The sequence below is a fragment of the Sphingomonas sp. BE138 genome, assembly GCF_031456125.1.
In the GTDB taxonomy this organism is placed as follows: Bacteria; Pseudomonadota; Alphaproteobacteria; order Sphingomonadales; family Sphingomonadaceae; genus Sphingomonas.
The window spans coordinates 73,599-94,873 of sequence record NZ_JAVDUC010000010.1 but is presented as its reverse complement, the minus strand read 5'-3'; the positions used below and the strand labels follow the sequence as shown (position 1 = coordinate 94,873).

The window sequence follows — 21,275 nt, the reverse complement described above, 5'->3', positions numbered from 1 at the left end:
CAGGGAGTTCGATGAATGAAGGCGTTTGTTCTGGCGGCGGCGGCCGCGGTAGTGGCGGTGCCGGCGATGGCACAGGACGGGGCGAACAGCGACCCGTCGGTCAGCACCGGCTTCTCGGGCATCTACGTCGGCGCCTCGGGCGGGTATGACGTGCAGCCCAACGACGGTGGATCGACGATCCAGTTCGACCGCAACCTGGACGGGCGGTTCGGCGACACCGTGCTGACCGGCACCGGCGCCAATGCGTTCGCGCCGGGCTTCTGCGGCGGGCGCGCGCAGGCCGCCACCGGTCCGCAGAACGGCGGGCCGGGGTGCCGCAACGACCGCGACGGGTGGTCCTACAACGCGCGCGTCGGCTTCGACCATCAGGCCGGGCCGATCGTCTACGGCGTTGTCGGCGAGTTCGGGAAGAGCGACATCCGTGACAGCGTGACCGGCTTCTCCTCGACCCCCGCCAATTACGTGATGACGCGCGAGATCAGCTGGGAAGCCGCGGTGCGCGCGCGCGCCGGCTACACCCCCAACGATTCGACGCTGTTCTACGGTACGTTCGGGCCGTCGTACGCACGGATCGATCGCGACTTCTCGTCCAGCCAGAGCACCAACACGTTCGGGCAGCGCGGCAAGCGCAACCAGTTCGGATTCCAGGGCGGCGGCGGAATCGAGCAGCGGTTCGGCGACCACTTCTCGATCGGCATGGAATATGTCTACCACCAGTATCAGGACAACGACTTCCGCGTCCGCGCCGCCGGACCGGCCGGCACGCCGTTCACCAATGCCAACAACGGCGGAACGGTGAACGGGACGGACTTCCGGCGCTCGGACGACAAGTTCAACTGGCACAGCCTGCGCGCGACGGCGGCGTTTAGGTTTTAAGGCGTAGCGTGGCCCCGGCCTGCGCAGCAGGTCCGGGGACTCACGCCAGCCCGGCCAGCGGGGCGGCGCCCGTCTGACGACGCGGCTTTGCCGCGGCGGGTTCGTCGCGAACCCTTCTTCTAGTCGTCACCCCGGCGGAAGCCGGGATGACGGGTGGATAACAGGGTAACCAATGAGCGACCCGCCGCGGGCAAAGCCCGCGTCGTCGGACGCGGCTTTACGCCGCGCCGGCCGCGCCGACGGCTGACGCGCGCTCCAGCGCCGCTGGAGCTTGCGCGGTCGGCGTCACCGCATCCGCGGACCCCCGAACGGCAGCGGCGCCGCGCGCCGGTCGCGCCGTGGCAGCTGCGCCTGATACGCGTGCCCGCAATGGGTGACGCAATAAGGGAAGCCCGGGTTCACCTTCTCGCCGCAGAAATGGAAGTCCGGCTCGCCCGGATGCCCGAGCGGCCACTTGCAGATCTTGTCGTTGAGATCGAGCAGCGACGTCTTGTCGGCATATTCGGGCGCGGTGCGCGCGGGGACCAGGCGGCGCGGTGGCGCCGGGGCGATCGGCGGCTGCTGCTCGCCCGGCGCCTGGCGCACGAAGCCGCCGGGGCCGACCGAGCGCAGCACCGGCTGCGGCGCGCGCTCCGGCGCCGGAGCGGCGGCCACCGCCTCGTCCTGATCGTCGGCGGCGAAGGGGGCATCGTCCTCCTCCTCGTCCTCCACCACCGGCGGGGCCGGCGGGGGCGGCGCGACGGGGGCCGCGGCGACCGGCTTCGGACGCGGCTCCGGCTTGGGCTCGGGAGCGCGCGGCGCAGGTGCCGGCGCGGCGGCCGCGACCGGAGCGGCCGGCGCCGCGGCGCTCGCCTTCTCGGCGGCGGCACGCGCCTCCTCCTTGCTCACCACCGGCGACGGGCGCGACTGCAGGCCCAGGCGGTGCGCCTTGCCGATCACGGCATTGCGGCTGACGCCGCCGAGCGCCTCGGCGATCTGGCTGGCGGTCTGGCCGCCTTCCCACATCGTCTTGAGCGTATCGATGCGCTCCTCGGTCCAGGACATGATCGTCTTTCCTCGTTCGCGTTCCGGTTGCGGGCGGCCTCGGCAGCGGTTACCCGCAGCAGCGATGAGCAGCCAGCCCCCCATCGGACAAATTCCGTCAGCTGTCAGAAACGCCCCCGGCGTCCCGGTCATCCGGAACGTCAATTGGGGCGGCCTGCGAACGCTCTATGTGAAGGAGGTGCGCCGTTTCTTCAAGGTGCAGCTCCAGACGATCTGGGCGCCCGCGATCACGACGCTGATGTTCCTGGTGATCTTCACCGTCGCCAACGGCGCGCGCAGCCCGGTTCGGGTCGGCGGCACCGACGTGCCCTTTGCCGACTTCATCGCGCCCGGGCTGATCGTCATGGGGATGCTGAACAACGCCTTCGCCAATGCCAGCTTCTCGCTGCTGGTCGGCAAGATCCAGGGGACGATCGTCGATTACCTGCAACCGCCGCTGTCGACCGCCGAGCTGCTCGCCGCGCTGACCGGCGGGGCGGTGACGCGCGCTTTCTGCGTCGGGGCGACGGTGTGGCTGGCGATGTCGTTGTGGCCGGGCGTCCATGTCACGCCGCAGCACCTGTGGGCGGTGCTGTGGTTCGGGCTGCTGGGGGCGGTGTTCCTGAGCTTCGCGGGCGTGCTGTCCTCGATCTGGGCGGAGAAGTTCGACCATGCCGCGGCGGTCACCAATTTCGTCATCGCGCCGCTGACGCTGCTGAGCGGCACCTTCTATTCGGTCGATCACCTCGCCCCCGCCTTCCGCGCCTTCAGCCATGTGAATCCGTTCTTCTACGTCATCTCGGGCTTCCGGTACGGCTTCCTCGGCACCGCCGATTCGCCGGTGGCGCTGGGCAGCATCGTGATCCTCGGCATCGACGTGGTGCTCGGGCTGCTGTGCTACTCGCTGCTGCGGCGCGGGTGGAAGCTGAAGAGTTGAACGACGCGCTCCCGGTCGCCGAGCCGCGGACGACGCCCCCTGCCCCGCGCACGGCGTGGATCGCGCTGGCGCTCGCCGGGCTGATCGCCGCGGCATTGCTGGCCTTCCAGGTGCGCGGCGGACCGTTCGCGTGGGACCGGGCGATCATGCTGCGGCTGCGCATCCCCGGCGACACCGCGCAGCCGATCGGGCCGGCGTGGCTGCACGAGGCGATGGTCGAGATCACCGCGCTGGGCAGCGGGACGATCCTGACCTGCGTCGTCGTCGCGGTCGCCGGGCTGCTGTTGGTGCAACGGATGTGGCTGACCGCCGTGCTGGTGCTGGCGGCGACGCTGATCGGCTCGACGGTGGCGGGCCAGGCGAAATATTGGGTCGGGCGCCCGCGTCCGGAACTGGTCGACCATCTGGTGCAGGTGACCGGGCTCAGCTTCCCCAGCGGCCATGCGACCAACAGCGCGATCATCTATCTCACGCTCGCGGGGCTGGTCGCGCAGGTCGCGCGCGGGCGCGTGGTGCGGCGCTATGTGCTGGGGCTGGCGGCGGTGCTGGTCGGGGCGATCGGGATCAGCCGCGTGTACCTGGGGGTGCACTGGCCGTCGGACGTCCTGGCGGGGTGGTGCGCGGGGACCGGCTGGGCCGCGCTGTGGTGGTGGATCGCCGCGGCGGTGCGGGCGCGGTTGGCGCAGCGTCGCTGACGCGCTCGCGGTCACCCGGCGAAGGCCGGGGTGCAGTCGTGGAACGAGGACGATACGCGTTGCGCGCCCTTGTCGCCGCCTTCGCGACTGACCCCCGGCCGTCGCCGGGGTGACGAGAGGGCTTGGGGGTCAGGCCTGCCGTTCGGCGAGCTTGCGTTCCCAGGCCAGCGCGTCGCGCACGATGCCTTCCAGATCGTCGCGCTTCGGGGTCCAGTCGATCGTCTTCAGGATCGCGCTGTTGTCCGCGACCAGCTCGGCCGGGTCGCCGGGGCGGCGCCCCTGCAGCTTGCGCTCGATCGTCAGGTTGGTCACGCGGTCGACCGCGTCCAGCACCTCGAGCACGGAGAAGCCGCGGCCATAGCCGCAGTTGAGCACATGGCTTTCGGTCGGCCGCTCGACCAGCAGCGCGAGCGCGGCGACATGCGCCTCGGCCAGGTCGCTGACGTGGATATAGTCGCGCACGCCGGTGCCGTCGCGCGTCGGAAAGTCGGTGCCGAACACCCCGACGCCGTCGCGCTTGCCGGTCGCCGCCTCGACCGCGATCTTGATCAGGTGGGTCGCGCCGACCGTCGACTGACCGCTGCGCCCCTCCGGATCGGCGCCCGCGACGTTGAAGTAGCGCAGGCAGCAATGGTTCATCGGATGCGCCGCCGACACGTCCTTGAGCATGAACTCGGTCATCAGCTTCGACATGCCGTACGGATTGATCGGCGCCTTGGGATCGTCCTCCCCGATCGGCACGCGCTCGGGCGTGCCATAGGTCGCGGCGGTCGAGGAGAAGATGAAGTGCGGCACGCCCTCGGCGACCGCACTCTCGATCAGGCTGCGCGTCGCGGCGGTGTTGTTGCGATAGTATTTCAGCGGGTCGCTGACCGATTCGGGCACGACCACCGATCCGGCGAAGTGCATGATCGCGCGGACATTGTGCTCGCGGATGACATCGCGGACGCCGGGATCTTCGACCGCGATCCTCACGAACGCCGCGCGCCCGTCGACCGCCCAGTCGAACCCGGTGACGAGATTGTCGATGACGACGACGTCATAGCCGGCGTCGAGCAGCGCCAGCACCGCGTGGCTGCCGATATAGCCGGCGCCGCCCGTCACCATTACCTTGCCGTTCAACGTCATGCCCGAACTCCCCTTGGCGTTGCCGCCGCCTAGCGGCTTCCTACATGACACGCAAAGGAGACTGTTCACATGACGGAATATGCGACGCTGGCCGGCGGGTGCTTCTGGTGCACCGAGGCGGTGTTCAAGGACGTGATCGGGGTGGAAAGCGTCGAGAGCGGCTATATCGGCGGTCACGTCCCCAACCCGACCTACAAGCAGGTCTGCGGCGGCGACACCGGCCATGCCGAGGCGATCCGCGTCGGGTTCGATCCGGAACAGGTGAGCTACGCCGACCTGCTCGACATCTTCTTCGCGACCCACGATCCGACGCAGCTCAACCGGCAGGGCAATGACGTCGGCACGCAATATCGCTCGGCGATCTTTCCCGAGACGGTGATGCAGGAAGAACAGGCGAACCAGGCGATCGCGCGCGCGCAGGAAACGACGCCGGGCAAGATCGTCACGACGATCGAGACGTTCTCCGACTGGTATCCGGCCGAGGGCTATCACCAGGATTATTGGGACGGCGAGGGGCAGCGCAATCCGTATTGCCTGGCGGTGATCCCGCCGAAGTTGCAGAAACTGCGCAAGAGCTTCGCGGCGCGCAGCAAGGCGGTGACCGCCTGATCCCGGCGCCCCTGCCCGCGCAGGGGGCAACTGCCGAACCCGTCATTCCCGCGAAGGCGGGGATCCAGAACCTCGCACTTGTCGGCTCTTGCGAAGACCTGCGCGTCTGGATCCCCGCCTCCGCGGGGATGACGACGGTTTGTTGCCCGGACTTACCGATGCGCCGCGCGGCGGAGGCGGTCGTTGATCGCCACGCCGACCCCCGCCTCGGGCACCGGCGCGACCGCGATCCTCGCGCCGGCGCTGGCGTCGGCGCGGTGCAGCGCGTCGAACAGGCGTGCTGCGGCCTCATCCAGGTCGCCGGTCGCCGAGAGCGTATCGTCGCCCTCGACCGTGCCGAAGCCGATCAGCCACTCCCCCGCTTCCCGCGCAACCGCCTCCAGCCGCAACGGCTTGCGCGGCGCGTAATGCGTGGGGAGCTGTCCCGGCGCGCTGACATGCGCCGTGCCACCTGCCGCGACCGGCAGCACGTCGCGCAACATCTCCGCGGTCACCGGCCCCGGTCGCAGGATCGTGCGTCCGGCCACGATCGTCGATTCGACCCCCGCCGCGGTCGCGCCGTCGTCCAGGATCAGCGGCACGCGCGCGCCAAGGCTGGCGGCGACGTGGCCGGCGCGGGTCGGGCTGATGCCGTTGCTGGCGTTGGCGGAGGGTGCGGCGAGCGGCGCCGCGCTCTCCGCCAGCAGCGCGCGCATCGCACGGTGCGCGGGAACGCGGATCGCGATCGTCTCCAGCCCTGCGGTCACCAGCGAGGCGATCCCCGCCCCCGCCCTGACCGGCAGCACCAATGTCAGCGGCCCCGGCCAGAACCGCGCCGCCAGCGCATGCGCGTCCGCGTCGAGAACCGCGATCCGCGCCGCCGCCGCCAGATCCAGGACATGGACGATCAGCGGGTTGAAGCTCGGCCGCCCCTTGGCGGCGTAGATGCGCGCCACCGCAGCCGAATCGCGCGCGTCGGCGGCGAGTCCGTAGACGGTCTCGGTCGGGACCGCGACGATACCGCCGGCACGAATTACCCCCGCCGCTTCCTGCACCGCGGCCATGCCGTAACGTCGAATGACGGGGGATTGAGCGTTCATCATGACGAGCTATAGCGGCTGCACAGGAGAGAGAGAAATGTCCTTCGCCCCCGCCCTTTCCAGCGCCGCCGCCGACCAGCGCTTCGTGCTCGACCATGTCGTCCGCCTGGACGAGATCGCCGCCGCCGGGCGTTTCGCCGCCGCCAGCCCCGACGTGATCGAGGCGGTGCTCGACGGCATCGCGCAATTCGCGCACGGCGAATGGGCCCCGCTGGCAAAGGTCGGCGACACCGTCGGCGCGACATGGACGCCCGAGGGCGTGCGGATGCCGCAGGGCTTCGCCGACGCGTACCGCGCCTATGTCGAGGGCGGCTGGGGCACGATCGGCGTCGAGGAAGAATGGGGCGGCCAGGGCCTGCCGTTCGTCGTGCAGGCCGCGGTGCTGGAGACGCTGGGCACTGCGAACATGGCGTTCGCGCTCGCGCCGACGCTGACGGTCGGCGCGATCGAGGCGCTGGCGCACCACGGCTCCCCCGAGCAGCAGGCGACGTACCTGCCGAAGCTGGCGACCGGCGAATGGACCGGCACGATGAACCTGACCGAGCCGCAGGCGGGCAGCGACGTCGGCGCGCTGCGCTCCACCGCCACCCCGCGCGGCGACGGCACCTTCCTGATCAAGGGCACGAAGATCTTCATCAGCTTCGGCGACCACGACCTGACCGACAATATCGTCCATCTGGTGCTCGCGCGGACGCCCGATGCGCCGGCGGGGACGCGCGGAATCTCGCTGTTCCTCGTGCCCAAGGTGCGGCTGGACGGGACGCCCAACGACGTGCGGGTGGTGTCGATCGAGCACAAGATGGGGCTGCACGCCTCGCCCACCTGCGTGCTGTCGTTCGGCGACCATGACGATTGCGTGGGCGAGCTGATCGGCCCCGAGTTCGGGGGGATGCGCGCGATGTTCACGATGATGAACAACGCCCGTCTCAACGTCGGGCTGCAAGGCGTGCAGGTCGCCGAGGGCGCGACGCAGAAGGCCGCCGCCTATGCGCGCGACCGCGTGCAGGGCGCGCGCGAAGGCAAGGCGGCGGCGATCGTCGAGCATGCTGACGTGCGCCGGATGCTGCTGCGCATGAAGGCGCAGACGATGGCGGCGCGGGCGCTCGTCTATTACGCCTGCGGGCAGGTCGACCGGGCGACCCTGGGCGATGCGCGCGCCCGGGAGCGGCTGGAGATCATGACCCCGCTCGCCAAGGCGCATGCCACCGATCTCGGCAACGAGGTCGCATCGCTGGGGGTGCAGGTGCACGGCGGCATGGGCTATGTCGAGGAGACGGGCGCGGCGCAGTACTTCCGCGACGCGCGCATCACCCCGATCTACGAAGGCACGAACGGTATCCAGGCCGCGGATCTGGTCGGGCGCAAGCTGGCGCTGTCGAACGGCGGGGCGTTTGCGGATCTGATCGCGGACATGTGCGCGGAGGCGGCGCATCCGGCGCTCGTCCGACTGATCGACGCGTGCGAGGGGATCGGGCGGCGGTTGCAGGGCGCGAACGCCGACGATCGACAGGCCGCGAGCTATCCGTTCATGACGATGCTGTCGGTCGCGGCCTGCGGCTGGCTGATGGAACGACAGGCCCGCGCGGGCGATGCGGATGCGGTGAAGAAAACGGCAGCCGCCTTCTACCTCGACCAGATCGTGCCCGAGGCGCTCGGTCTGGAGGCGGCGGCGACCGCCGACGCATCGGTGCTGTACGCGCTGCCGGCGGACGCGTTCTGAACGCAGGACCACCGTTCGTACTGAGCCTGTCGAAGTGCGTGCCCAAGGCGCTCCGGCTCACACGCGTGCTTCGAACGGCCCAGCACGACCGCGAAAGGTAGTAGGGGAATGGCGCGCCAGGCCGGGCGCCGGCCGTTATTCCCCTGACGGACACCCGTTCGTCGGCGCCGGTTCCGCGTCCTCCGGATACCAGCGCGCGATGCGGCGGTCCTGGTCGTAGAGGCAGACGGCGGCGTCGGTGCCGTCGGGGCGGATCGCGATCGCCCAATTGTGCGGGCCGCAATTGTGCGGCTCGCACCCGAAGGCGACCAGCTTGCCGTCCACCATCGCAACCGGCGTCGCGGTGACGTCGCTGCCGAGCACCAGTGCGCGAACGTCCGCGTCGGGCACGACCCCCGCCACCGCCGCGCGCACCAGCGGCTGGCGCAGGAAGCTGGGCGCGCCATCCTTGCCCTCGGTCGGGTACTCGCCGGCAAAGCGCGAGAGATCGGCCGGAGCCTCGGGTGGCGCGCTGGGCGTCGGCGACGCGATGCTCGGGGACGGTGCCGGTGCAGGATCGGGTTGCCGCTGGCAGCCCGCGAGCACCGCGACGGTCGCGATCAGGGAAAGGGGAACACGCATGGCGCGATCAAAGCGTCACGCCGGGGCGCGTTCCAGCAGCATGGCGACGTCCAGCCCGAGCAATTCGATCCGCTCGCGGATACGCGGCCATTGCTGCGCGACGAAATCCTCACGCTCGGCGGTGCGGAGACGCTCCGCGGCGCCGGGCAGCACGAACATCCCGACCCCGCGCCGGACCTCGACATAGCCGTCGTCCTGGAAGCTCTGATAGGCCTTGGCCACGGTCAGCGGATTGGCGCCATGTTCGGCGGCGAGCGCCCGGACCGAGGGAAGCTGGTCGCCCGCGCCGAACTCGCCGCGCAGGATCGCCGCGGCGATCGTGCCACGCAGGCGGAGGTAGACGGGCGAGTCGTCGTTGCTGAGCGCTGCCATGCTGCCTTAATACAGCATGTAGGCGGCTTGTCGAGTAAAGCTAATGTTTGCAAGGGCGGGCATGCCGCTTGGAGTGCCCGCCCGGCCCTTGGGGGCGGTCGGGACTACCAATCGCTCCACAGCCGTGCGTCGTCGGGGCGCGGTCGCTCCTCCAGCGGGCGGCCCGGCGTGCCGATGAAGACGAAGCCGACGATCCGCTCCGGCGCCTGCCCGAAGGCATCGCGCACCCGGTCCGAGAACGCGGGCCACCCGGTCAGCCAACCGGCCGCGAAGCCGTGTGCATGGACCGCGTGGAGCAGGTTCATGCACGCCGCGCCCGCCGACAACTCCTGCTCCCACAACGGAATGTGGCTGTCGGGGCGCGGGCTGGAAAGCGCGACGACCAGCGCGGGCGCCTGGCGGGCGAACTGTTCCATCGCCTCGAGCTCGGCGCGCCCCGCCGCCGGGCGTTCGGCACGGTAGGCGTCGACGAGCAACGCGGCCAGCGCGTCGCGGCGCTCGTCGCCGACGATCACGAACCGCCACGGCGCCAGCTTGCCGTGATCGGGGGTGCGCCCGGCAAGGCGGATCATCTCCACCAATTGCGTATGATCGGGTCCCGGCGCGACCAGATCGCGCGGTTTGCCGGAACGGCGCGTCGCCAGCAGCGACAAGGGCGAGGAAAGGTCGTTGAACATCACCGCGGCGCCCTACGCCAGATGACAGGATATTTACAGCGCCGGCTTTGCCGTTAGTCTCCGCGGCAACATCATCGGCCGCACGGCGCGGACGATCGACCGACGTTCAGGAGCTTCTTCCCCACATGGTGGACACCCCAACCGCGGATTCGCCGCGAGAGCCGGATATTTCACACGTCAATCCGGCGCAGGAGGCGACGTGGTTCGGCCATCCGCGCCAGCTCGCGCGGCTGTTCACGACCGAGATGTGGGAGCGGTTCGGCTTCTACGGCATGCGCGCGCTGCTGACCTTGTACCTGACGCAGCATTTCCTGTTCGGCGACCGGCAGGCGACCGGGCTGTACGGCGGCTATACCGCGCTCGTCTATCTGACCCCGCTGATCGGCGGCTATCTGGCCGACCAGTATCTGGGGTCGAAGCGCGCGGTGAAGTTCGGCGCGGTGTTGATGGCGCTCGGCTATTTCACGCTGTGCTTCGGCGGCGACACCGCCCGGCCGTTCGCGACGATCGACGGGCAGCGCTACGAGGTCGCGATCGAAAAGAACGCCGCCGGCGCCGAGACGCGCTACGTGCTCGACGGCGCGAAGCGGCTGGCGATCAAGGGCAATGACGACGGCACCGTCGCGCTGCTGGGCGCCGATGGCCGGCCCGAACGCGTGGTCGCCAAGGGCGGGTTCCAGTCGGACGGCGAACGCAGCCCGTTCTACGTCACGGTCATGCTGCTGGCGCTGTGCATGGTGTCGGTCGGCAACGGCTTCTTCAAGCCCAACATCTCGACGATGGTTGGCGAGCTCTACGCCCCCGGCGACCGACGCCGCGACACCGGCTTCACGATCTTCTACATGGGGATCAACCTCGGCTCCACGCTGTCGCAATTGCTCTGCCCGCTGCTGGCGACCACCGTCGGCTGGTGGGCCGGCTTCGGCCTCGCCGCGATCGGGATGCTGACCTCCTGGTCGCTGATCCAGTTCGATGGCGGGCGCCTGAACGGCTATGGCGAGCCGCCGGTGCGCCCCGGTCAGCCCGACCGCGCGCTCGGCATCTATGCCGCCGCGCTGATCGGCGTGCCGCTGTTCTACCTGCTGTTCACCAACCTGATGAACGCGCCGGAGCCGGTCGCGGGGACCGGGATCGTCGGCTATGTGCTGGCGCTGCCGTTGATGGGGAAGCTGCTGTTCGGCACCTTCCTGATCTCGGTGCCGGGCATCCTGATCTGGTCGTTCGCCAACGGCTCGCGCGTGGAATTCCAGATGATGCTGGCCGCGATGGTGCTGATCGTGTTCAACGTCGTCTTCTGGACGATGTTCGAACAGGCCGGGTCCAGCCTGACACTCTACGCCGATCGCAACACCGATCTGTCGGTGTTCGGGCTGTTCTCGCTGTCGGCGGGGCAGACGCAGTTCTTCAACGCCTTCTTCATCGTCGTCTTCGCGCCGATCATGGCCGCGATGTGGACGCGGCTGGCAGCGGCGGGGCGCGAGCCGTCGATCCCGATCAAGTTCGGCATCGCGCTGATGCTCGTCGGGATCGGCTTCCTCTTCCTCGTGCTGGGCGGGCAGTTCGCCGGGGCGGACTTCAAGGTCGCCATCTGGTGGCTGGCCGGGCTCTACCTGATCCATTCGGTCGCGGAACTGTGCATCTCGCCGGTCGGCCTGTCGATGATCACGAAGCTGTCGATCGTGCGTGTCGTCGGACTGATGATGGGCGTCTGGTTCCTGTCGATCTCGGTCGCGCAATATGTCGCCGGCGTCATCGCGCAGGTCGCCAGCGTCGAGACGGTCGGCGGGCAGGTCACCAACCTCAAGGTCAGCCTCGACACCTACAACGGCGTCTTCTCGACGATCGGCATCGCGGCGACCGTGATCGGCGTGCTCCTGATCCTTCTGTCGCCGTTCATCAAGAAATGGATGCACGGCGTCCAGTAATCGACATCAATCGATACGCGACAAGCCCGACCCGTTCTGGCAGCACGACGGCGGCGAACCGGGATCGGGCGCCGCCGTTTTCGTGAGCGGGCAGCAGAGGAGCAGGGATGCCGGAATTGTTCGGTTTGATGCAGGACACCGCGCTGACGGTCGATCGCTTCCTCGATCACGGCGCGACCTGGCACGGCGACCGCGAGATCGTGACCCGCGAAGGCGATGGCACGGTCACCCGCACCGACTACCGTCGCCTGACCCACACCGCACGGCGGGTATCGGACGCGCTGCGCGCCGCCGGGATCGCGCGCGGCGACCGCGTGGCGACGCTCGGCTGGAACGGCGCGCGCCACATGGCGGCGTGGTACGGCACGACCAACATCGGCGCGGTGCTCCACACGCTCAACCCGCGACTTTTTCCCGAGCAGATCGCCTGGATCGCCGCGCACGCCGGCGACCGGCTGCTGTTCGCGGACCCGGCCTGCGCCGCGCTCGCGGCACGGCTGGCGCGCGACGTGCCGACGCTGGAGACCGTCGTGTTCCTGTGCGACGCGGCGGCCATGCCGGCGGTCGATTTCCCGGCGGTGGCGTTCGACGAATGGATCGCGGGCCATGCCGGGGCCGCGACCTGGGGCGGGTTCGACGAGCGGCTGGCGTGCGGGCTGTGCTACACCTCGGGCACGACCGGCGATCCCAAGGGCGTGCTGTACTCGCACCGCTCCAATTACCTGCACACGATGATGGCGCTCCAGGCCGATGCGCTGGGGCTGACGCAGCGCGAGACGGTGCTGCTGGTCGTGCCGATGTACCACGCCAATGCGTGGGGCGTCGTGTACGCAGCGCCCGCGGCCGGGTGCAAGCTGGTGCTGCCGGGCGCGCGCATGGACGGCGAGTCGCTCTTCGAGCTGATCGAGCAGGAGGGCGTGACCTTCTCCGCGGCGGTGCCGACCGTGTGGCAGGGTCTGCTGCAATATCTGCGCGGCACCGGGCGTGGCTTCTCGACGCTGCACCACGTCGTGATCGGCGGGGCGGCGCCGCCGCCCGCGCTGATCCGCGCGTTCCAGGACGATTACGGCGTGGAGGTGGTGCAGGGCTGGGGCATGACCGAGACCTCGCCGCTCGCCACCCTCTCCTCCCCCACCGCCGACGTGCTGGCGCAGCCGTATGACGAGCAGGTGCGGCGCAAGGCGATGCAGGGGCGGTTGCAGGTCGGGCTGGAGTTCAGGCTGGTCGACGATGCCGGCGCGCGCCTGCCGCACGACGGCACCACGTCCGGGCGGCTGCTGATCAAGGGGCCGACGATCACCAGCGGCTATTTCCGCGACGACACGCCGGTGCTCGACGCCGACGGCTTCTTCGACACGGGCGACGTCGCGACGCTGGATGCCGCGGGCTACATGCACATCACCGACCGCGCCAAGGACATCGTGAAGTCGGGCGGCGAGTGGATCAGCTCGATCGAGATCGAGAACATCGCCACCGCGCATCCCGCGGTCGCGCTGGCGGCCGTCATCGGGGTGCCGCATCCGAAATGGGACGAGCGCCCGATCCTGCTGGTGCAGCCCGCGCCCGGCGCCGTGCCCGACAAGGCGGACGTGCTCGCGTTCCTCGACGGCAAGATCGCCCGCTGGTGGATGCCCGACGACGTGGTGGTCGTGGAGGCGATCCCGCTGGGGGCGACCGGCAAGATCGACAAGAAGCTGCTGCGTCGGCAGTTCGGGGATTACCGGCTGCCCGAATAGCATCCGGAACACCCCACCCCGCGATATCGTTACGCGCCTGACCACCGACGAGATGAGAGAGGCGATGGCGGACTGGATCAGGACCGCGCGGGGCTGGCTGCACGATCTGCCCGGCTGGCTGTCCGACGTGCTGTACGTGGCGCTCGCGCTGGCGCTGGCGCTGGTGCTGCACCGGATCGTCATCTGGGTCGCGCGGCGCGCCACCGCGGCGCGGCCGGACAGCGCCAGCGCGCTGTTCGTCGAGCGGATCCGCAAGCTGCTGCGCTGGCTAATGCTGGCGATCGCGCTGGCGGCGGTACAGCCCGCGCTGGACCTGACGCGTGCGCAGGCGACCGTCTGGGGACGGATCGCCGCGCTGCTGGTGCCCGGGCTGCTGGGCTGGTGCGCGATCGTCGCGGTCGGCACCATCACCGACGTGATGATCCGCCACGCCGACATCAGCGTCGCGGACAATCTGCGCGCCCGGCGACGGCGCACGCGTCTGGGCATCTTCCAGCGGATCATCGTGTCCGTCATCATGCTGGTGACGATCTGCACGATGCTGATGACGATCCCCAGCGTGCGCAGCCTGGGCGTCACGCTCGCCGCGTCGGCGGGGCTCGCCGGTCTGGCGGTGGGCGCGGCCGCGCAACCGGCGCTCAAGAACCTGATCGCCGGGTTCCAGATGATCTTCACCGAGCCGATCCGCATCGACGACGTGGTCATCATCGACAACGAATGGGGGCGGATCGAGGAAATCCGGCTGACCTATGTCGTGGTCAAGATCTGGGACGAACGCCGGCTGGTCGTCCCCGTCTCCAAGTTCCTGGAGCAAAGCTTCCAGAACTGGACGCGGCAGTCGAGCGCCTTGCTGGGCAGCGTGTTCTGGTATGTCGATGCCGCCGCCGACGTCGATGCGCTGCGGGTGAAGCTGGGCGAGATCGTCACCGCCAATCCGCGCTGGGACGGGCGCTTCTGGAACCTGCAGGTCACCGACGTGAAGCCGGACGGCTCGGTCGAACTGCGCGGGCTGATGACCGCCAAGGACGCCGCGGTCGCCTTCGACCTGCGCTGCGACGTGCGCGAGGCGTTGCTAGCGCACATCCGCGCCGAGCAGCCCGCCGCATTGCTGCGCCACCGCGCGTATGTCGCGCGGGACGTGACGGTATAGCTTGGATCACCGTTCGCACTGAGCCTGTCGAAGCGCGTGTTCCAGGCGCTCCATCCGGTCCCCGCGCTTCGACAGGCTCAGCCCGAACGAAATGGGCCGGGTTAAGCCTGAACGCGCCTCAATGCACCGCGTCGTCCGCCACCGGGGTGCGCTCCAGCGCCGACAGTAAGGTCTGCGCCCACCACGTGACGTCCTGCGCCTGCACGCCCTCCATCAGCGTCCGCCAGCGCCGCACGCGCTCCTCGCGCGGCATCCGCAGCGCCTGGTAGATGGCGTCGGACACTTCCTCGGCGCTGTACGGATTGACCAGCAGCGCCTCCGTCATCTGCTCGGCGGCGCCGGCGAAGCGCGAGAGGACGAGGACGCCGGGATCCTCGGGGTCCTGCGCGGCGACATATTCCTTCGCCACCAGGTTCATCCCGTCGCGCAACGGGGTGACGAGCCCGATCTTGGCGGCGCGATAGATGCCGGCGAGCTGGTCGCGCGGATAGCCCTGGTTGACGTAGCGGATCGGTACCCAGTCGACATCGGCATAGGCGCCGTTGATGCGGCCGGACAGGCCCTCCAGCGACTGGCGGATCCGCTGGTAGCTTTCCACCGACACCCGGCTGGGCGGCGCCACCTGGAGCAGGAACACTTCCTTTCGCTCCTCCGGGTGCTCGATCAGGAAGCGTTCGTAGCCGAGGAAACGCTCCTCCAGCCCCTTGGAATAGTCGAGCCGGTCGACGCCGACGATCATGTCGCGCCCGTCGGCGCTGTCGCGCATCCGGCGATAGGCCAGCCGTGCGGGCACGCTCTTCGACATCTCCGCGAACTCGGCGGCGTCGATCCCGATCGGGCAGGCGACGAGTTCGACGCGTCGGTCGCCGAGCGTGGCGATATTGTTCTCGATCACGGCACCCATGTCGTGCCGCGCGAAATCGCAGAAGCTTTCCAGCCATTCCTCGGTGTGGAAGCCGATCAGGTCGTAGGCGAACAGCGACTCGACCAGTTCGCGCGCATTGGGCAGCGTGCCGAGCAGGCGGCGCGGCGGCCACGGAATGTGCAGGAAGAAGCCGATCCGGTTGTCGCACCCGCGCTCGCGCAGCTCGGCGCCCAGCGGGAACATATGGTAATCCTGGATCCAGATCACGTCGCCCGGCTCGATCAGCGGGCGGACGGTGTCGGCGAAACGCTGGTTGGTGCGCTTGTAGCCGCCCGCGAAGTCGCGTTCATATTCGGCCAGGTCGATGCGATAGTGGAACAGCGGCCACAGGGTGCGGTTGGCGTAGCCGTCGTAATATTCCTGGACGTCCTGCTCCTCCAGGTCGACGGTCGCGGTGGTGACGCCCTGATTGCGCTGGAAGTTGATATGGCCGGTGAACTGGTCGGTCTGTTCCCCCGACCAGCCGAACCACATGCCGCCGCGATCGCGCAGTGCGGCGGCGAGCGCGACCGCCAGCCCCCCCTGTGCGCCGGCGGTCGAGCCCTTCGGCGCGCTGACGCGGTTGGAGATGACGATCAGGCGGTTCAACGGATGCTACTCCACGGTTTACTCAGCATGGCGGCGCAGTTGATCATGCCGACCAACGAATAGGTTTGCGGATAATTTCCCCACAACTCACCACTTTGGGGATCGATGTCCTCCGACAGCAGCCCGGCGGCGGTGCAGCGCGACAGCATCTCCTCGAACAGGACGCGGGCCTCGTCGCTGCGCCCGGTGAGGAACAGGGCCTCGATCAACCAGAAGGTGCAGACGTTGAAGGCGGTTTCGGGAAGGCCGAAATCGTCCTCGGTATCGTACCGCAACATGGTCGATCCCCGCCGGAGCCCTTTTTCGATCGCCACCAGCGTATCGAGAAAGCGCGGGTCGTCGGCTTCCAGGAACCGCAGGTCGAGCAGTTGCAGCACGCTGGCGTCGAGATCGTCGCCGCCGAAGGTCGCGGACATCCGGCGCGTCTCTTCGCGCCACGCCGCGCTTTCGATGCGGTCGCGGATCACCTGCGCACGCTCCGACCACAGCCGCTCGCGCTCGGGCAGCTTCAGCCGCTCGGCGGCGTTGGCCAGCCGGTCGCACGCCGCCCAGCACATCGCGCTGGAATAGGTGTGGACGCTCTGGCGCGTCCGCAGCTCCCACAGCCCGGCGTCCGGCTGGTCGTAATAGGCCCAGGCGCGCTCGCCGACGCGCTCCAGCGCCTCGAAATCCTCGACGCCGCTCTGCCGGAACAGGCGATGGTCGAAGAAGGCGTGGACCGAACACAGCACGATCTGGCCGTAGGCGTCGTGCTGGATCTGCTCGGCCGCCTGGTTGCCGACGCGTACCGGCCCCATGCCGCGATAGCCGGGCAGCGCCTCCTCGATCCGCTCGGGCAGCTGCGCCTCGCCCAGCACGCCGTACAACGGCTGGATATGCCCGCCGCGCGCGCCGTCCACGATGTTGCGGAGGTAGCCGAGATAGCCCTCCAGCACGTCGAGCGCCCCCAGTCGGTTGAGCGCCTGCACCGTATAATAAGCGTCGCGGATCCAGCAGAAGCGATAGTCCCAGTTGCGCTGCGACCCCGCATGTTCGGGGACCGAGGTGGTCAGCGCCGCGACGATGGCGCCGGTTTCCTCATGCTGGCAAAGCTTCAGCGTGATCGCGCAGCGGATCACCACTTCCTGCCATTCCAGCGGCACGGCGAGTCCGCGCACCCAGCCCTGCCATTCCTGCGTCGTGCGATACAGCATCAGGTCGACGGTGCTGGCGAGATCGCCCTGGAAGCTCTCGTCCGGTCCCAGGAAGAAGTGCAGCGGGCGTTCGACGCGGAAGGCGTGCTCGCCCTGCACCATCGCGATCGGCGCCGTGGTGGTCAGCCGCAGCGCGAGCGTGTCGAGCAGCAGCCGCAGGTGGTTGGAGCCGCCGACCTGCTCGCGGCATCCCCCGCCCCAGCCGCAGGTCGGGCGAAGCGCGATGCGGACGCGCGGGCTGCCCGCGATCGGGCGGACGATGCGCGCGAAGGCGACCGGTCGGTAGGTCCGTCCCTCGCGCTGGAAACGCGGGCAGAAGTCGATGACCTCGATTGCGCCGCCGTGTGAATCGCGGTGGGTGGTGACCAGGATCGGGGTGTTGCGGATATATTCCTGCTCGATCGATACGCTGTCCTCCAGCGCGATCCCCCAATAGCCGCTCTCGGGCGCCTCCCCGCCCAGCAGCGAGGAGAACAGCGGGTCGCCATCGACGCGCGGTACGCAGCCCCAGACGAAGCGGCCGGCGCGATCGACCAGCGCGCTCACCTGGCAATTGCCGATCGGCCACAGATCCAGCGTCGTCATGTCATCTCCCTGCATGCGGCGTCGAGCCAGGCCAGCACGTCGGCGACGCCGTCGACCCGGTACGTGGCGGCGGTGTCGCGAGCGGCTCCGACCAGCACGCCCGCGCCGCCCAGCGCGGCGGCGGCGGCAAAGCCGGCCTCATCGGTCACGTCATCCCCCACGAACAAAGGAACCGTGCGCTGCCGTAACGGTTCCCGCATCAGCCACTCCACGGCCGCGCCCTTGTCGCGTCCGGGCAGCCGCAGCTCCACCACCATCTTGCCATGCTGGACGTGAAGCTCGTGGGTCGCGGCCAGTTCGTCGGCAAGCGCGGTGACCGCGGGGCCGGTCTCGGGCGCGCCGCGGTAATGCAGCCCGACGCCGAACGGCTTGTCCTCGACCAGGGTCCCGGGATGCGCGTCCGCGAACGCGCGCGCGCTGTCCAGCGCGCTGTCGAGTGCGGCCGGGCGGTCGGGCGCGGCGATGCTGCCGTCGACCGCGGCGATCTCCAGCCCGTGGCTCCCCGCGATCGCCAGCGCGGCCGGGGCGACCAGCGCGCGCACCTCGTGCACGGGGCGGCCGCTGACGATCGCCACGCCCCCGCGCAGGACGTTCCCGAGCCGCGTGAGCAGCGGCGCGACGTCCTCGCCCACGACCACGCCGTCAGGCGTGCCGGCGATCTCGACCAACGTACCGTCGAAGTCGAGGAACAGGCTGGCGTCGGTCAGCAACGCGGGCGGCGGGGGCGGAAGGTCGCTCATCCCGCTTCAAACCCCGCGCGCGCGATTTCGATGCCATTGCGCAACGATCATCCGGTCGCGGCGGTCCCGACCGGCGCAGCCGCGGGCGCTACGCTGTCGGCGGCGCGGACCAATGCGCCCGAACGCCAGCGATCGTACGCGGTGAAGAAATCGGTGAACGGCGCTTCCAGAATCGGCAACCGTTGTGCGGCAAATGCGGGCAGTTGTGCTCCCTGCGTTGTTATTATCGCGCCCAACGTGTCACCCGCGGCCGCGCAGAAGCCACCGTGCGCGAAGTCCTGGGCGAAGAAATTGTAGAGCCGCGTCATCTGGTCGTCGAACGCATCCTCCCATTCCTTGCCGCGGGTGGCGCGATATTCCTGCTGCAAGGCGGTTTGCGCATTGGCGAGCTCGGCTTTGCGCGTGTTGAGCAGGGTATTGTATTGATTGACCATTGTCGCCTGCTGCGGCCCGTGGCACGCCAGCACCGCGACGTTCAGCGCGGCGCGCAGGTGCCAGGTGGTGCCCGCCGCCGACAGTCCGACGTTCGGGGTCGCCCAGCGCCCGTCCGGCAGCCGCGCCGGAATCCGCATCCCCACCCGCGCCCCCACCGGCATCGGCGCAGGCACCATCACCGCCACGGGCGCCGGCGGCGGCGGCGGGGGTGCAGCGGGCGGCCGGTGCGAGCAGGCGGCGGCGAGCAGTGACGCCGCCACGGCGGCGGACAGGCGCAAGCGCATCGAGGATCCCCTTTTCGAACGCGACCACCCGCGTTCCCACCGCGAGCGGTCGTGCGAAAGAGTCCGGCGGGTGCGCCGTGCGTCAGACGCGGTGAGGCGAGTCGTCGACCAGGTTCCGCCGGGATCTGCGGGCCATGCGCGCGCACGCTGACGCGAGCGGCGTTTCCCCCGAGCGAGCTGTCAGCGGCGGAACGGGTCCTCGAACGCCGGGCGCGCCGGAGCTTCGCCGTCGCCGGCGGCTTCGGCGTCGCGCGCGGCCTGCTCACGCTCGGCGCGCAGCGACGCGATCAGCGCTTCGCGGTCGCCGTCCAGGCGCGTATCGGTCGGGGCCTGCTCGATCCCCGCCGCCTTGGCCGCCTTGTTGACCGCGGCGTCCAGCTCGCGCTGCGTCGTCAGGCCGAGCGTCACCGGATCCTTCGGAGTGATATTGCCGATGTTCCAGTGGCTACGATCGCGGATCGCCGCGATCGTCGTGCGGGTGGTGCCGATCAGGTTGCTGATCGCGCCGTCCGAAATCTCCGGGTGGTTGCGGATGATCCAGGCGATGCCGTCCGGCTTATCCTGCCGCTTGCTGACCGGCGTGTAGCGCGGACCTTTCGTGCGGCGCACCTGCTCCGGCCCCTTGGTCATCACCATGCGGTAATTCGGGTCGGCCTGCGCCTTGTCGATCTGCTCCTGCGTCAGTTCATGCGCGCGGACCGGATCGCGGCCGGTCAGCTTGGTGCCGGCGGTATCGTCGGCGATCGCCTGCACCTCCAGAATGTGCAGGCCGCAAAAATCGGCGATCTGCTCGAACGACAGCGCGGTATTGTCGACGAGCCACGAGGCGGTCGCGTGGGGCATGAGCGGCTGGGCCATGCGGGCGGTCTCCATAAATGCAAAGGGCCGCCCCTTACCGGAGCGGCCGCCTGTTGCAGGGTGACTTAGTGCGTGGCGCGCGTCAGGGCAAGCGCGCCTTCACGCCGCCTGCGCGACTTCGAACGGTTGCAGCGCGTCGAGGAACTGCCGCGCGCTGGCCGGCCAGGTAAAACGCGCGCCCGCTTCGGCGCAGGCGGCGCGATTGAGCGTCAGCGCGCGCGCGATCGCCGCGCGCAGGTCATCCGCCATCGCGCCCGTCTCCGGCGTCAACACGTCGACCGGGCCGGCGACCGGATAGGCCGCGACCGGGGTTCCGCACGCCAGCGCCTCGATCATCACCAGCCCGAACGTGTCGGTGCGGCTGGGGAAGACGAGCACGTCGGCGGTGCGGTACGCAGCCGCCAGCGCCTCGCCGAACAGCGCGCCGAGGAACACCGCTTCGGGGAATTGCCGTTCGAGCGCCGCCCGCGCCGGGCCATCGCCGACCACCACCTTCGTGCCCGGAACGTCGGCGGCAAGGAACGCGGAGACATTCTTTTCCACCGCCACACGCCCGACATGGAGCAGCACGGGGCCGGCGAGCGCCGCCATCGTCGCGTCGCGCGCGCCCTCGGGGGTGAACAGCGGCGCGACCCCGCGACCCCAACGACGGACGCGCGGCAGGCCGTGGGCATTCAGTGCACGCTCGATCGTGGGGGTGGAGGCGAGCACGGCGGCGGCGGGGGCGTGGAACCAGCGGACGTAGCGCCAGATCCATTCCGGGTCGGCGCCGGTACGCGCCGCGACATAATCGGGAAATTGCGTGTGATACGCGGTCGTGAACGGTAGATGCCGCGACCGGCACCAGCGGCGTGCGGCGATGCCGAGCGGCCCTTCGGTGGCGATATGCACCGCCTCCGCCCCGAACGTCGCGATCCGCCGCCCGACGCTCGCGGGCAGCATCAGCGCCAGCCGGATCTCGGGATAGGTCGGGCACGGCAGCGAGGGCGCATCGGCGGGCGAGACGACCAGCACCTGATGACCGTCCTTGCGTAGCTCGGCGATGACGTTCTCGAGCGTGCGGACGACCCCGTTGACCTGCGGGGCCCACGCGTCGGTGACGATCGCGATCCGCATCGT

Annotated in this window: 20 protein-coding genes; 8 read left to right on the top strand and 12 right to left on the bottom strand. The window is 69.6% G+C overall.

Going from position 1 to position 21,275, the window contains the following annotated elements; all coding sequences use genetic code 11:
- Positions 1 to 15: 15 nt before the first annotated feature.
- On the top strand, positions 16 to 876 hold the full coding sequence (locus tag J2Y58_RS13575) for an outer membrane beta-barrel protein (protein WP_310103949.1): 861 nt from the start codon (positions 16 to 18) through the stop codon (positions 874 to 876).
- A gap of 285 nt (positions 877 to 1,161) precedes the next feature.
- Here the strand turns inward: J2Y58_RS13575 and J2Y58_RS13570 are convergent, their stop codons facing one another.
- Positions 1,162 to 1,920: a GcrA family cell cycle regulator gene (locus J2Y58_RS13570; RefSeq protein ID WP_310103947.1), complete on the bottom strand. Its 759-nt coding sequence runs from the start codon at positions 1,918 to 1,920 to the stop codon at positions 1,162 to 1,164.
- Between the two features lie 64 nt (positions 1,921 to 1,984).
- Here J2Y58_RS13570 and J2Y58_RS13565 point away from each other — a divergent pair, with 64 nt between their 5' ends.
- The gene (locus tag J2Y58_RS13565; protein ID WP_310103945.1) at positions 1,985 to 2,836 is read left to right on the top strand and encodes an ABC transporter permease; all 852 of its coding nucleotides are present in this window, start codon (positions 1,985 to 1,987) and stop codon (positions 2,834 to 2,836) included.
- On the top strand, positions 2,833 to 3,531 hold the full coding sequence (locus J2Y58_RS13560) for a phosphatase PAP2 family protein (protein ID WP_310103943.1): 699 nt from the start codon (positions 2,833 to 2,835) through the stop codon (positions 3,529 to 3,531). The genes J2Y58_RS13565 and J2Y58_RS13560 overlap by 4 nt, the downstream gene beginning before the upstream one ends.
- 129 nt (positions 3,532 to 3,660) lie before the next feature.
- Here J2Y58_RS13560 and galE read toward each other — a convergent pair whose 3' ends face one another.
- Complete coding sequence (gene galE, locus J2Y58_RS13555) at positions 3,661 to 4,659, bottom strand: UDP-glucose 4-epimerase GalE (protein ID WP_310103942.1); 999 nt, start codon at positions 4,657 to 4,659, stop codon at positions 3,661 to 3,663.
- Positions 4,660 to 4,728: 69 nt separating this feature from the next.
- Between galE and msrA the strand changes: the two genes are divergently transcribed.
- Positions 4,729 to 5,268 carry a peptide-methionine (S)-S-oxide reductase MsrA gene (gene msrA / locus J2Y58_RS13550; protein WP_310103940.1) on the top strand — a complete coding sequence of 180 codons (540 nt, stop codon included), beginning with the start codon at positions 4,729 to 4,731 and terminating at the stop codon, positions 5,266 to 5,268.
- A gap of 152 nt (positions 5,269 to 5,420) precedes the next feature.
- On the opposite strand, the gene J2Y58_RS13545 is transcribed toward msrA, so the two are convergent.
- Positions 5,421 to 6,350 carry an L-threonylcarbamoyladenylate synthase gene (locus J2Y58_RS13545; RefSeq protein WP_310103938.1) on the bottom strand — a complete coding sequence of 310 codons (930 nt, stop codon included), beginning with the start codon at positions 6,348 to 6,350 and terminating at the stop codon, positions 5,421 to 5,423.
- A 34-nt stretch (positions 6,351 to 6,384) separates the two neighbouring features.
- Here J2Y58_RS13545 and J2Y58_RS13540 point away from each other — a divergent pair, with 34 nt between their 5' ends.
- Positions 6,385 to 8,067: an acyl-CoA dehydrogenase gene (locus J2Y58_RS13540; RefSeq protein ID WP_310103937.1), complete on the top strand. Its 1,683-nt coding sequence runs from the start codon at positions 6,385 to 6,387 to the stop codon at positions 8,065 to 8,067.
- 135 nt (positions 8,068 to 8,202) lie between these two features.
- Here the strand turns inward: J2Y58_RS13540 and J2Y58_RS13535 are convergent, their stop codons facing one another.
- The 3 genes from J2Y58_RS13535 to J2Y58_RS13525 all read right to left on the bottom strand — a co-directional run bounded on the left by J2Y58_RS13535 (position 8,203) and on the right by J2Y58_RS13525 (position 9,737).
- Positions 8,203 to 8,688, bottom strand: a complete 486-nt coding sequence (locus tag J2Y58_RS13535) for a hypothetical protein (protein ID WP_310103935.1) — start codon at positions 8,686 to 8,688, stop codon at positions 8,203 to 8,205.
- A gap of 15 nt (positions 8,689 to 8,703) precedes the next feature.
- A complete protein-coding gene (locus tag J2Y58_RS13530) occupies positions 8,704 to 9,060 on the bottom strand; it encodes a GntR family transcriptional regulator (protein WP_310103932.1) in 357 nt (118 codons plus the stop codon).
- A gap of 104 nt (positions 9,061 to 9,164) precedes the next feature.
- Positions 9,165 to 9,737 (bottom strand): nitroreductase, encoded by a 573-nt coding sequence (locus J2Y58_RS13525; RefSeq protein ID WP_310103930.1) that lies wholly within the window; start codon positions 9,735 to 9,737, stop codon positions 9,165 to 9,167.
- 125 nt (positions 9,738 to 9,862) lie between these two features.
- Here J2Y58_RS13525 and J2Y58_RS13520 point away from each other — a divergent pair, with 125 nt between their 5' ends.
- The 3 genes from J2Y58_RS13520 to J2Y58_RS13510 all read left to right on the top strand — a co-directional run bounded on the left by J2Y58_RS13520 (position 9,863) and on the right by J2Y58_RS13510 (position 14,548).
- Positions 9,863 to 11,662 (top strand): peptide MFS transporter, encoded by a 1,800-nt coding sequence (locus J2Y58_RS13520; RefSeq protein WP_310103928.1) that lies wholly within the window; start codon positions 9,863 to 9,865, stop codon positions 11,660 to 11,662.
- A 107-nt stretch (positions 11,663 to 11,769) separates the two neighbouring features.
- Entirely contained in the window at positions 11,770 to 13,398 is a 1,629-nt protein-coding gene (locus tag J2Y58_RS13515) for a long-chain-fatty-acid--CoA ligase (protein WP_310103926.1), read from the top strand.
- Positions 13,399 to 13,462: 64 nt separating this feature from the next.
- Positions 13,463 to 14,548, top strand: coding sequence for a mechanosensitive ion channel domain-containing protein (locus tag J2Y58_RS13510; RefSeq protein ID WP_310103924.1), 1,086 nt, complete (start codon positions 13,463 to 13,465; stop codon positions 14,546 to 14,548).
- A gap of 118 nt (positions 14,549 to 14,666) precedes the next feature.
- Here J2Y58_RS13510 and otsA read toward each other — a convergent pair whose 3' ends face one another.
- The 6 genes from otsA to J2Y58_RS13480 form a co-directional block, all read right to left on the bottom strand.
- Positions 14,667 to 16,061: an alpha,alpha-trehalose-phosphate synthase (UDP-forming) gene (otsA, locus tag J2Y58_RS13505; protein WP_310103922.1), complete on the bottom strand. Its 1,395-nt coding sequence runs from the start codon at positions 16,059 to 16,061 to the stop codon at positions 14,667 to 14,669.
- Entirely contained in the window at positions 16,058 to 17,839 is a 1,782-nt protein-coding gene (locus tag J2Y58_RS13500) for a glycoside hydrolase family 15 protein (RefSeq protein WP_310103920.1), read from the bottom strand. Before J2Y58_RS13500 ends, otsA begins: the two co-directional genes overlap by 4 nt.
- Positions 17,836 to 18,579: a trehalose-phosphatase gene (gene otsB / locus J2Y58_RS13495; protein WP_310103919.1), complete on the bottom strand. Its 744-nt coding sequence runs from the start codon at positions 18,577 to 18,579 to the stop codon at positions 17,836 to 17,838. The genes J2Y58_RS13500 and otsB overlap by 4 nt, the downstream gene beginning before the upstream one ends.
- 47 nt (positions 18,580 to 18,626) lie before the next feature.
- Positions 18,627 to 19,298 carry a hypothetical protein gene (locus J2Y58_RS13490; protein WP_310103917.1) on the bottom strand — a complete coding sequence of 224 codons (672 nt, stop codon included), beginning with the start codon at positions 19,296 to 19,298 and terminating at the stop codon, positions 18,627 to 18,629.
- A 180-nt stretch (positions 19,299 to 19,478) separates the two neighbouring features.
- Positions 19,479 to 20,156, bottom strand: a complete 678-nt coding sequence (locus J2Y58_RS13485) for a DUF1013 domain-containing protein (RefSeq protein WP_310103915.1) — start codon at positions 20,154 to 20,156, stop codon at positions 19,479 to 19,481.
- 99 nt (positions 20,157 to 20,255) lie between these two features.
- Positions 20,256 to 21,272, bottom strand: a complete 1,017-nt coding sequence (locus J2Y58_RS13480) for a glycosyltransferase family 1 protein (protein WP_310103913.1) — start codon at positions 21,270 to 21,272, stop codon at positions 20,256 to 20,258.
- Positions 21,273 to 21,275 lie beyond the last annotated feature (3 nt).